Raw genomic sequence first — 10,882 nt, 5'->3', positions numbered from 1 at the left:
CCCAGTGTGGCCGATCACCCTCTCAGGTCGGCTACGCATCGTCGCCTTGGTGAGCCGTTACCTCACCAACTAGCTAATGCGCCGCGGGCCCATCCGTAAGTGACAGCCTAAGCCGCCTTTCAACCAAAGACCATGCGGTCTTCGGTGTTATCCGGTATTAGCTCCGGTTTCCCGAAGTTATCCCGGTCTTACGGGCAGGTTGCCCACGTGTTACTCACCCGTCCGCCGCTAACCGAATAGAAGCAAGCTTCTTTTCGATCCGCTCGACTTGCATGTATTAGGCACGCCGCCAGCGTTCGTCCTGAGCCAGGATCAAACTCTCCATAGAAAGTTTTATTCCAAACTCATGTTTTACTCGTTCATTCACGAGGACGCTTCGTTTTGTTCAGTTTTCAAAGAACATTTTGTCTTATCGACGGCTTTTTTATACTAGCATGACGAGCATTAGCTTGTCAACACTAATTTTATTTTAACTTTCCCGACGACGTTTATTAATATAACATCGGTCTATTTTTTTGTCAACATCTTGACGTCTATTTTTTAGCAACCCCATAAATTTGCGGACAAAAATTTGCTTCATAATTCTATTTGACAAGCATAAGATGGTCATAAACATACTTATCGGACAAAGGAGGGCGGACATATTGCGCTTTTTCTACACCTTAAACGGCCGTTCTTTGAAAAAAGGGCTTATTATTGTATTTGCGGCATTTTTTACTGCTTTCATTTTATATGTACAGAAAGTGTATCACCCTACCTTCTCCACACCAAGCGGCCCAAAAGCGATTTATAAAGCAGAAAAAAGCAAACATGAAGTGGCCTTAACATTCGATATTAGCTGGGGAGACGAAAATGCTTTGCCAATTCTTGATGTCTTGAAGAAAAACGGCATTAAAAACGCCACGTTCTTCCTATCTGCTTCATGGGCTGAACGACATCCACAAATCGTCAAACGAATCAAAGAAGACGGGCATGAAATCGGCAGCATGGGGTACAACTTTACCGACTATACGCAACTAGAAGACGCGAAAATAAGACGAGACTTAATGCAAGCAGAGAAGGTGTTTGATACGCTCGGCATTAAACGTGTGACATTGCTTCGTCCACCAGGAGGAAATTTCAATACAAACGTTTTAAAAATCGCCGACTCGTTAGGTTATACGGTTGTTCATTGGAGTATTGATTCGAAAGATTGGCTAAACCCAGGAGTGGACAGCGTTGTCAATAACGTCGTTCAAGAGATGGAAGCAGGCGACATTGTGTTGCTGCATGCTTCAGATTCCGCGAAACAAACCGCAAAAGCGCTGCCGCAAATTATTCAAGCAATGAAGCACAGCGGCTATAAAAATGTAAGCATTTCTCAACTAATGGAGAATGGGGAAACCTCTAATCAAGAAATTAATTAGCAAAAGAGGTCTCTCGTTGTAGAGAGGCCTCTTCATTTTGTTTCTGTCAATTTATGGAGGATGAGAAGTTGGTAGGCGTTGCATACTACTAACGGGATAAGCATTAAATAAAGCCAATTTTCATCGTTAATTCTTAATGCCGGGAACCATTCAATGACCGTCACAACTGTCATAAAAAACAACGCTGGAACGAATGCTTCTTTATTTGTTGCTTTTTTCTTGATAAAAGCCACTACGAGCCCGACGAATAAAATAAATAATGCCACTAATACATAACTTACAATCGATTCCCCTTTTTCCGCAAACGCTTCATAGCGGAAATACACTAAATCAAACAACACGAATGAAATGAGGACAAGCTGAACGGAATTCCAAAGGGAAACGGAGCGAAACATTCCTAATCCAAACCGATGAACCGTTAAATAAGCAAAAAAGCCCATTTGACTAATGACGCTAAAAATAAAGCCAAATCCAATAAACCACGCAAACACTGCAAAAAATTCCCCAATATGTCCGTTGGTGATAAGTTTTGCGTATTTCTCCCATCCTGTCACCATTCCTGTAATAGCGGTTGTCATCCCACCAATTGCTAATGTCGTAAAAAATAATCGAACCCACTTACGGCTGTTCACCCTTGCAACCTCCATTATTCATTATTCCTTTAAAATTTTATCAATCCATTTTTAAAAACGCTAGCGTATTCCTCAGACAAGCGTATATTTTTTTGCCGGAAATTCATATTAAGGATAAGGAACATTTGTAGAAAGGAGCTTAAATATATGAGAAATTGGGCACTGCTCCTCTTATTGATTTTTGCCACACTTAGCTCTTGTGCTCCACAAGAAAGCAGTCCTGCTCCACCGGACTACGACCAAATCAAAAAAATGGTTGTCGATATTTTAAAAACAGATGAAGGAAAAAAGGCGATTCAAGATGTGATGACCGAAGATAAAGTAAAACAGCAGCTCATTATGGACCAAACGGTCGTCAAGCAAACAATCGAGCAAGTGTTAACATCGAAAAAAGGAATGGAATTTTGGAAAAAGGCGTTTGAAGATCCGAAGTTCGCGGAAAGCTTTGCAAAAAGCTTAAAAGTAGAACAAGAAAAAACGATTAAAGCATTGATGAAAGACCCTGAGTACCAAGGGATGATGATGGATATATTAAAAAGTCCGGAAATGGAAAAAGCATCTCTTACCGTTCTAAAAAGCAAGGAGTTTCGCGGCCATCTTCAAAAAGTAATGACAGAAACGTTTGATAGTCCATTGTTTAAAGCAAAAATTCAAGACCTTTTAATTAAAGCAGCGGAGAATATGCAAAGCACGAAAAAACAAAGCGGAGGAGGAGAAGGAGGGGGACAACAAGGAGGAAGCCAATGATCCTCTTTTCCCTAGCGCAATAAAAATGGTGTCCTTCCTCGGACACCATTTTCCTTTAACATTTCTCCACAATTTTACGAGCAATATTCATATATATTTTTCCAACTGGATGGTCTTCTCCGTATACGGACGGGGCAAAATCGTCGTCATTCCAGTCAGGCTGTTGGAGCGGTAATTGTCCTAGCAGTTCGGTTTGCAATTCCTTTGCTAATTTCTCGCCCCCACCTTTGCCAAATACATATTCTTTTTCCCTTGTCAGCTTGCTTTCAAAATACGACATATTTTCAATAACCCCTATGACTTCATGCTCAGTGCGAAGAGCCATCGCTCCTGCACGCGCCGCAACAAACGCTGCGGTTGGGTGTGGGGTAGTGACAATAATTTCTTTACAGGAAGGAAGCATCGTATGAACATCTAACGCGACGTCTCCGGTTCCTGGCGGGAGATCCAGCAATAAATAATCAAGTTCGCCCCATTCTACCTCTTTGAAAAAGTTATTCAACATTTTCCCTAGCATCGGACCGCGCCAAATGACTGGGGCATTATCTTCGACAAAAAAGCCCATCGAAATTACTTTTACGCCAAATCGTTCGACTGGAATGATTTTTTCGCCGCGCACTACCGGACGTTCCACGATGCCCATCATATCCGGAATGCTAAACCCGTAAATGTCAGCATCGACTAGTCCTACTTTTTTGCCGAGGCGAGCAAGTGAAACGGCAAGGTTCACGGAAACGGTCGATTTTCCAACGCCACCTTTGCCGCTAGCGATTGCAATGTAGGTCGTCTGTTTTTCTTCCCCACGATGTTTCGCGATTTCCTCGTCTGGCAACTGTGCAAATCGTAAGCCGACCGATGTTGCTCCGGCGTTTTTTAACGTTTGGACGACAGCTGTTTGAACTTGCAGCTGCTCTGCCGTTCCTGTTTTGGCAAGCGCAATTTTTACGCTTACATGTCCTTTCTCTTCTTTAATTTTAATTTCTTGAATGGCGTTTGTTTCTTTGAACGGTTTATGTAAAAATGGGTCTTGCATGTTTTCTAGCAGCGCCTGCACATCTTTTTCCGTCAACATCGTTTCTCACCAATCCCTTTGTGTAATCATTTTCATAATTTTACTATACCACATATGACTGCTAATCGTGAATGCAGACAATCACACTTGCTCTTTAGTAGACATCTTACATGTTGGCTAAGCAGGGATTCACTCCGGTAGGCTTGTTTCATCGGAAAAATAGCGAAGTATTCCTTTATAAATAGACGCTGCAAGCTTCGTTTGGTAGCGGTCGGAAGCAAGCAATTCCCGTTCTTCTGGATTGGATAAAAAACCGACTTCAACTAATGCACCAGGTTTTTTCGCATATTTCAACAAATAGACTGTATTAATTACCTTTGCGGAACGATCAGTATTCTCTAAATTCCGGCGCAATTCTGCTTGAATAAATTTCGCTAACCGCTCATTTTCAATTAACGACCCGTAATAAAATGTCTGTGCCCCTCTCCATCTCGGGGATGGGATGGCATTTAAATGAATACTAATGAATAGGTCGGCCTCTGATTGGTTAATTAGTTGAACACGTTTTTTCAAATCTTCCACTTTGCGTCGGCTATATCCTTTTGTATCCTTCTCTGCTAAGTCGTAATCATCTTCGCGCGTCAATAAAACAAGCGCTCCTTGTTGTTGCAAATAATCACGCAGCTTCATCGCCACCCGAAGCGTTACTTCTTTTTCTAACACCTCATCTCCTACAGCTCCCCCATCCGGTCCCCCATGGCCTGGATCTAAAATAATAATCCTCCCTGAAAGCGGAAGGTTCCACGATTTCGTGGAGCTTGTACTAACAATCATATATTGAAAAAAAACAATGAGCAAAACCACGCTAATCAATATGCCCCATAGTTTTATTTTCATCGTTTCTCCTCCTGCGTTCCCCGTTATTTATGTTATATGGGACAAGAGAAGAAAATAGAACTTTTAATGTAGTTTCAGCCGCCACCGCTTTTTTCCTGTTTCAAACCCTTCCATCCACCAATAAGAAATGTAGCGCGCACACGTATCGTGTAAAATTCCTGCATCCCTTTCGTGGCGATTGCCGAAAAAACAAAAAAACTCAAATAGCGCATCGGCTAAATATTGTTCTTGCTTAGCAGATCGTGCCTTCACTCTCTCCACCGGCTCCCCATAATACCCAAATCGACTATAGCTAGCTCCGAGCAAGTATGCTTCAATCGCCATATCGATGCAGCCATCTTCCACAATAGCTGGTAATTGGTCATGCGGATAAAAGAAACGAAAAGTTTCGCCCGCTTTTCGTTGCAACTTGTCTAATGACAGTTCCCGCAATAGCTTTCGTTCATATTTTATTTCTTTTTCCCGCTTCTTCTCTTTAAAAGATGTGATCACATTCATTTGTTTTCACGCTCCTTTGGAATGTAGTTTCTTACGTTTCTTTCCAAACATGCGTGTTAAAAAATAAAAATCCCAGCCATAACAGCCGGGATTTTCCGTACAATGTTAACGTTTAGAGAATTGTGGTGCACGACGTGCGCCTTTAAGACCGTATTTTTTACGTTCTTTCATGCGAGCATCGCGAGTTAATAATCCTGCGCGTTTCAACGTTTGACGATATTCTGGGTCTACTTCTAGCAATGCACGCGCAATGCCATGGCGAATTGCGCCAGCTTGACCAGAGAAGCCACCGCCATGAACGTTTACTAATACGTCGTAGCTTCCTAACGTTTCTGTTAATACAAGCGGTTGTTTTACTACTTCGATTAACGCTTGAGATGGAATGTACTCTTGAATGTCACGATTATTGATAACGATGCGCCCGTCACCAGGAACTAAGCGTACACGTGCAACAGAACTTTTGCGACGGCCTGTGCCGTAATATTGTACCTGTGCCAAAATAATACCCTCCTTAATTATCCGCGAAGTTCATAAACTTCTGGTTTTTGTGCTTGATGTGGATGTTCGCTTCCACGGTAAACATGCAGCTTTTTGAACATTTGACGGCCAAGACGACCTTTTGGCAACATGCCACGAATTGCTCGTTCAAGCATTTGTTCTGGGTAGTTTGTGCGCATTTCAAGCGCTGTTCTTACTTTTAGTCCGCCTGGATGTAAGCTGTGGCGATAGTATAATTTGTCTGTTAATTTTTTGCCCGTTAACTCAACTTTTTCCGCATTGATGATGATGACATGGTCACCAGTGTCCACATGTGGTGTATAAGTTGGTTTATGTTTGCCGCGTAAAATTGCCGCTACTTCACTCGCAAGACGCCCTAATGTTTTTCCTTCAGCGTCAACAACGTACCATTTACGTTCTACTTCATTTGGCTTCGCCATATAAGTTGTACGCATTTTTTTCCCTCCTAAAATAAAAAATGAACGAAACGTTTATATTTATTTCAACACGATTATTTTCCGGGGCTAATCGTGGGTTTAAAACACATACCATATGATATAATATCTCTTTCCGCTACCAATGTCAAGAAAATGTTACACCAGGATTAGTTGTCATAAACAACTTTCCATAAGTAAAGTCCGTGCGCAGGAGCTGTCTTCCCTGCTAACCGCCGGTCTTTTCCCGCCAAAATCGTTGGAATGGAAGCAGGGCTTCTTTTTCCTTGCCCGACTTCTAACATTGTCCCAACAAGAATTCGTACCATATTATACAAAAAGCCGTTGCCGACCCAGCGAAATTCAAGCCCGTCGTCTGTCGCACAAAGAGTTGCTTCATAAATCGTCCGTACACGGTTTTCCATGTCTGTTTTTGCCGAGCAAAAGCTTGTGAAATCATAGGTTCCTTTTACAAACGCCAGCGCCTGCTTCATCGCTTCCGTGTCCAAAGGATAAGGGAAATGATACGCATAATGGCGGGAAAATACATCGTATTCTACTGCCGTTCTAACTTTATATCGATACTCCTTGGCGATTACGCTATAACGGGCATGGAAAGAGTCATCGACTTGTTCAACTTCTCGTACGGTCACATCATCTGGCAACATCGCATTCAACGCTTTTTTCCATCCGTCTGGCGAAAGCGCTAAGGGGGAATCAAAATGAATGACTTGTCCATGCGCATGTACCCCAGCATCCGTTCGGCCAGAAGCCGTGACACGAACCGCTTCTTTATGCATTGTCGCTAACACTCGCTCGAGTTCTCCTTGCACGGTCCGTTTATTTGGCTGAATTTGGTAGCCGACAAAATAAGTTCCATCATAAGCAATCGTACATTTCCATCTTCTCATTGTCCATTCCCCATTACGCTCGGAATAAAAGTAATAAAATTGTCACGCCGACAGTAGAAGCAAGTAACCACGTATCGATCGAACCCCATGTTAATAATCGGTATTTCGTTCGCCCTTCGCCGCCGCGATATCCGCGCGCTTCCATTGCAATTGCCAATTCTTCCGCTCGTTTAAAAGCATGGATGAATAATGGAATAAGCAAAGCAGTCATCGCCTTTATTCGTTCCCCGAACGGACCACCATAAAAATCAACGCCTCTCGCTGCCTGTGCCTTTATCATTTTCTCTGTTTCCTCCATTAATGTCGGAATAAAACGAAGCGAAATTGACATCATGAGCGCCAATTCATGTACAGGAACACGGAAACGTTTTAAAGGACCAAATATACTTTCTACCGCATCGGTCACTTCTACCGGCGTCGTTGAAATGGTTAACCATGTCGTCATGGCAATTAACAAAAGAAATCGAAGCGAAATAAATACCCCTTTTTGTAAACCACCTTCATATATCGCGAGTTCCCCTATTTGGTACAGCGTTGCGCCTTCTTTCGTCAAAAAAGCATGCAACAAAAACGTAAATAGCACAATCCAAAGCACCGGACGCAGCCCTTTTAGAATAAACGAAAATGGCACTCGCAATAAAAGAAGAAGGATAAACAAAAACGCAGTCAACATCGCATACGTAACGCCATTGTTCGCAAAAAAGACGCTAGCAGCATAAATAAACATAGCAAGCAGTTTCGCACGCGGGTCCATGCGATGAATGACAGAATTGCTTGGTACGTATCTTCCGATGATGACGTTCATCACAGCCGCCCTCCAAAAAATAGCGCTTTAATTCCGTCGATTAGTTGCTCGTTGGTTAAACATGGGGATGGAATTTCCCGCCCAATTTTTTCTTCGAGTTTTCGCTTTAGCAGCACTGTTTCAGGTACATTTAATCCGATTTGCTGCAATTCATCTATATCGTGAAAAATGGCTTCCGGTGTGCCTGTTTTCCATACCGTTCCTTTTTGCATAACCACAACATAATCTGCATATTTCGCTGCATCTTCCATGTGATGCGTGACTAAAACAGTCGTTAGTTGTCTTTCTCGATGAAGACGAGCGAATAGTTCCATTATCTCTTTCCGACCGTATGGATCTAGCCCTGCGGTCGGTTCATCTAATACGAGAACGTCTGGTTCCATCGCCAATATCCCCGCAATTGCCACCCGACGCATTTGTCCGCCGCTTAAATCAAAAGGAGATCGCGAAAGCAACTGCTCCGGAAGGCCAACGAGGGCAAGCGCTTCTTTTGCTTTCTGCTTCGCAACGTCTTCCGAAACACCAAAATTAAGCGGGCCAAAGCAAATGTCTTTCTCGACTGTTTCTTCAAATAGCTGATGTTCTGGAAATTGAAACACAACTCCTACTTTGCGGCGCAGCGGCTTTAATTGTTTTTGTTTTTGACGGTTAGTTAATGTATATTCCCCGATGCGTACTTTTCCATTCGTTGGCACTAATAACCCGTTTAAATGTTGGAGCAATGTCGATTTCCCGGAACCGGTATGGCCGACAATGGCGACAAACGTCCCATGTTCGATCGCTAAGTCCACTTCATAAAGCGCTCGTTGGGCAAACGGCGAGTTGGCATGGTAAATATAGTCTACTTGTTCAAATACAATGTCCATAGTTCATCGACCAACTCCTCTATTGTTGCGCTGTGAACGGATAATGGAATTCCTGTTTGTTGCAACTCTTTTTTGATTTTCATGACAAACGGCAAGTCAAGCCGAAATTCTGCTAGTTTTTCCCCAAGCGAGAAAACGTCTGACGGTGTCCCGTTGGCAACTATCTCGCCTTCGTTCATGACAATGATTTTGTCTGCTTGCACCGCTTCTTCTAAATCATGTGTAATCGAAAGGATGGTCATCTGTTGCTTCTTTCGCAAATCGATAAGCGCTTCTAACACTTCCTGCTTTCCTTTCGGATCAAGCATAGATGTCGCTTCATCTAAAATGATAAGATCCGGCCGCAACGCAAGGATGCCGGCGAGCGCTACTCGCTGTTTTTGTCCGCCTGATAGATGATGTGGTTCTTTGAGCAAAAATGCTTCCATTCCCACTTGACGGATAGCTGCTTGGACACGTTCGACCATTTCTTCCCGAGGAATGCCATTGTTTTCAAGAGCAAATGCTACATCGTCTTGAACGGTCGTGCCGACAAATTGATTGTCCGGGTTTTGAAAGACGATGCCCATTCGTCTGCGAAGCTGCCAAACAGTGGCTTCGTTTAGCACCGTATCAAACAACCGAATCTCCCCGTGTTTTGGTTTTAATAAGCCGATTAATAGTTTGGCGACAGTCGATTTTCCAGAACCATTATGTCCAACGATTGCTACCCAATCGCCTTTATAAACGTGAAACGTCACATTTCGCACCGCTTCATTCGGTTGACCTAGATATTGAAAGGATAGATTTTCTACCGATAACACTAACTGTTTCACACGCTCTCTCCCTTTCCAACTATCTGCTCTTCTTCTAGCAAACAAGTAAGAAACAAAAAAAGGGCATAGATCCAGTTTGAAACAAACTGTCTCGCCCTTGTTAGTCAACCGAATCGCTTTACACGAGTTCAATAATAACCATTGGTGCGCCATCGCCACGACGAGGACCAAGTTTCATAATGCGTGTATACCCGCCTTGACGATCTTGGTAACGTGGAGCGATATCGCTAAATAATTTTTGAATCGCATCTTGACCAGTTTCTGTGTTTGCTACTTCTTTGCGGATAAACGCAGCCGCTTGACGACGAGCGTGCAAGTCACCACGTTTCCCTAACGTGATCATTTTTTCAACGACCGAACGTAATTCTTTTGCACGAGCTTCCGTCGTTTCAATACGCTCGTTAATAATTAAATCCGTCGTTAAGTCGCGAAGCAACGCTTTGCGTTGAGCGCTTGTACGTCCTAATTTTCTGTATGACATGAGATGTCCCTCCTTTTTTGAATGACTTGTAACATGAAAATGCCTAGTTAATCCGTCGTTAACTAGTCATCTTTCCGTAATCCTAATCCAAGCTCCTCGAGTTTCGCTTTTACTTCTTCAAGCGATTTCCGACCTAGGTTACGTACTTTCATCATATCTTCTTCTGTTTTTTGTGCAAGTTCTTGGACAGTGTTAATACCCGCACGTTTTAAACAGTTATAAGAACGAACAGACAAGTCGAGCTCTTCAATCGTCATTTCGAGCACTTTTTCTTTTTGGTCTTCTTCTTTTTCGATCATGATTTCCGCATTTTGTGCTTCATCTGTCAAACCAACGAAAATGTTCAAATGCTCTGTTAAAATTTTCGCTCCAAGCGAAACAGCTTCTTTTGGACCGATGCTTCCGTCTGTCCAAACATCTAACGTCAGCTTATCATAATTCGTGACTTGACCGACACGAGTGTTTTCCACTTGATAAGCTACGCGCGATACTGGTGTATAAATCGAATCGATAGGGATAACACCTATTGGCTGATCCTCGCGTTTATTGGCATCAGCTGGAGTATACCCACGTCCACGTTTTGCCGTCATTCTCATGCGAAGATGGCCGCCCTCAGCCAACGTAGCAATATGAAGGTCCGGGTTCAATATTTCTACATCGCTGTCGTGAGTAATATCAGCAGCCGTGACAACTCCTTCACCCTGTACATCAATTTCAAGCGTCTTTTCTTCGTCAGAGTAAATTTTTAACGCAAGTTTCTTTACGTTTAAAATGATTGCTGTCACATCTTCTACGACGCCTTCAATTGTTGAGAACTCATGCAGTACTCCATCTATTTGAATAGATGTCACAGCGGCACCAGGGAGTGAGGCGACCACCG

At 43.0% G+C, this 10,882-nt stretch carries 14 protein-coding genes and 1 rRNA gene; 2 read left to right on the top strand and 13 right to left on the bottom strand.

Features of this window, described 5'->3' with window-relative positions; translation table 11 throughout:
* A 16S ribosomal RNA gene (locus tag GGR02_RS13470) occupies nt 1–328 on the bottom strand; the annotation flags it as partial.
* A 316-nt stretch (nt 329–644) separates the two neighbouring features.
* Here GGR02_RS13470 and pdaB point away from each other — a divergent pair.
* Nucleotides 645–1,406, top strand: a complete 762-nt coding sequence (gene pdaB, locus GGR02_RS13465) for a polysaccharide deacetylase family sporulation protein PdaB (RefSeq protein ID WP_183185524.1) — start codon at nt 645–647, stop codon at nt 1,404–1,406.
* Between the two features lie 32 nt (nt 1,407–1,438).
* Here pdaB and GGR02_RS13460 read toward each other — a convergent pair whose 3' ends face one another.
* Nucleotides 1,439–2,038: a KinB-signaling pathway activation protein gene (locus tag GGR02_RS13460; protein WP_183185523.1), complete on the bottom strand. Its 600-nt coding sequence runs from the start codon at nt 2,036–2,038 to the stop codon at nt 1,439–1,441.
* Between the two features lie 147 nt (nt 2,039–2,185).
* Here GGR02_RS13460 and gerD point away from each other — a divergent pair, with 147 nt between their 5' ends.
* Nucleotides 2,186–2,785, top strand: a complete 600-nt coding sequence (gerD, locus tag GGR02_RS13455) for a spore germination lipoprotein GerD (protein ID WP_183185522.1) — start codon at nt 2,186–2,188, stop codon at nt 2,783–2,785.
* 55 nt (nt 2,786–2,840) lie between these two features.
* Here gerD and GGR02_RS13450 read toward each other — a convergent pair whose 3' ends face one another.
* From GGR02_RS13450 to GGR02_RS13400, 11 genes are all read right to left on the bottom strand, one after another.
* A complete protein-coding gene (locus tag GGR02_RS13450) occupies nt 2,841–3,857 on the bottom strand; it encodes an Mrp/NBP35 family ATP-binding protein (RefSeq protein WP_183185521.1) in 1,017 nt (338 codons plus the stop codon).
* A gap of 129 nt (nt 3,858–3,986) precedes the next feature.
* On the bottom strand, nt 3,987–4,694 hold the full coding sequence (gene cwlD, locus GGR02_RS13445; RefSeq protein ID WP_183185520.1) for an N-acetylmuramoyl-L-alanine amidase CwlD: 708 nt from the start codon (nt 4,692–4,694) through the stop codon (nt 3,987–3,989).
* Nucleotides 4,695–4,757: 63 nt separating this feature from the next.
* Complete coding sequence (locus tag GGR02_RS13440) at nt 4,758–5,192, bottom strand: DUF2521 family protein (protein WP_183185519.1); 435 nt, start codon at nt 5,190–5,192, stop codon at nt 4,758–4,760.
* A gap of 105 nt (nt 5,193–5,297) precedes the next feature.
* Nucleotides 5,298–5,690, bottom strand: coding sequence for a 30S ribosomal protein S9 (rpsI, locus tag GGR02_RS13435; protein WP_066322019.1), 393 nt, complete (start codon nt 5,688–5,690; stop codon nt 5,298–5,300).
* A gap of 17 nt (nt 5,691–5,707) precedes the next feature.
* The gene (gene rplM, locus GGR02_RS13430) at nt 5,708–6,145 is read right to left on the bottom strand and encodes a 50S ribosomal protein L13 (protein ID WP_066322021.1); all 438 of its coding nucleotides are present in this window, start codon (nt 6,143–6,145) and stop codon (nt 5,708–5,710) included.
* Between the two features lie 149 nt (nt 6,146–6,294).
* On the bottom strand, nt 6,295–7,035 hold the full coding sequence (truA, locus tag GGR02_RS13425) for a tRNA pseudouridine(38-40) synthase TruA (protein ID WP_183185518.1): 741 nt from the start codon (nt 7,033–7,035) through the stop codon (nt 6,295–6,297).
* Nucleotides 7,036–7,048: 13 nt separating this feature from the next.
* Nucleotides 7,049–7,840, bottom strand: coding sequence for an energy-coupling factor transporter transmembrane component T family protein (locus GGR02_RS13420; protein WP_183185517.1), 792 nt, complete (start codon nt 7,838–7,840; stop codon nt 7,049–7,051).
* Entirely contained in the window at nt 7,840–8,706 is an 867-nt protein-coding gene (locus GGR02_RS13415; protein ID WP_183185516.1) for an energy-coupling factor ABC transporter ATP-binding protein, read from the bottom strand. Before GGR02_RS13415 ends, GGR02_RS13420 begins: the two co-directional genes overlap by 1 nt.
* A complete protein-coding gene (locus GGR02_RS13410) occupies nt 8,682–9,521 on the bottom strand; it encodes an energy-coupling factor ABC transporter ATP-binding protein (RefSeq protein WP_183185515.1) in 840 nt (279 codons plus the stop codon). Before GGR02_RS13410 ends, GGR02_RS13415 begins: the two co-directional genes overlap by 25 nt.
* Before the next feature lie 118 nt (nt 9,522–9,639).
* Nucleotides 9,640–10,002 (bottom strand): 50S ribosomal protein L17, encoded by a 363-nt coding sequence (gene rplQ / locus GGR02_RS13405; protein WP_183185514.1) that lies wholly within the window; start codon nt 10,000–10,002, stop codon nt 9,640–9,642.
* Nucleotides 10,003–10,064: 62 nt separating this feature from the next.
* On the bottom strand, nt 10,065–10,882 hold an 818-nt coding region (locus tag GGR02_RS13400; RefSeq protein ID WP_260175128.1), incomplete at its 5' end, for a DNA-directed RNA polymerase subunit alpha.

Origin of the sequence: Anoxybacteroides voinovskiense (assembly GCF_014196205.1) — a bacterium.
GTDB classification, from domain to species: Bacteria; Bacillota; Bacilli; order Bacillales; family Anoxybacillaceae; genus Anoxybacteroides; species Anoxybacteroides voinovskiense.
This window is presented reverse-complemented; position numbering and strand designations above follow the sequence as displayed.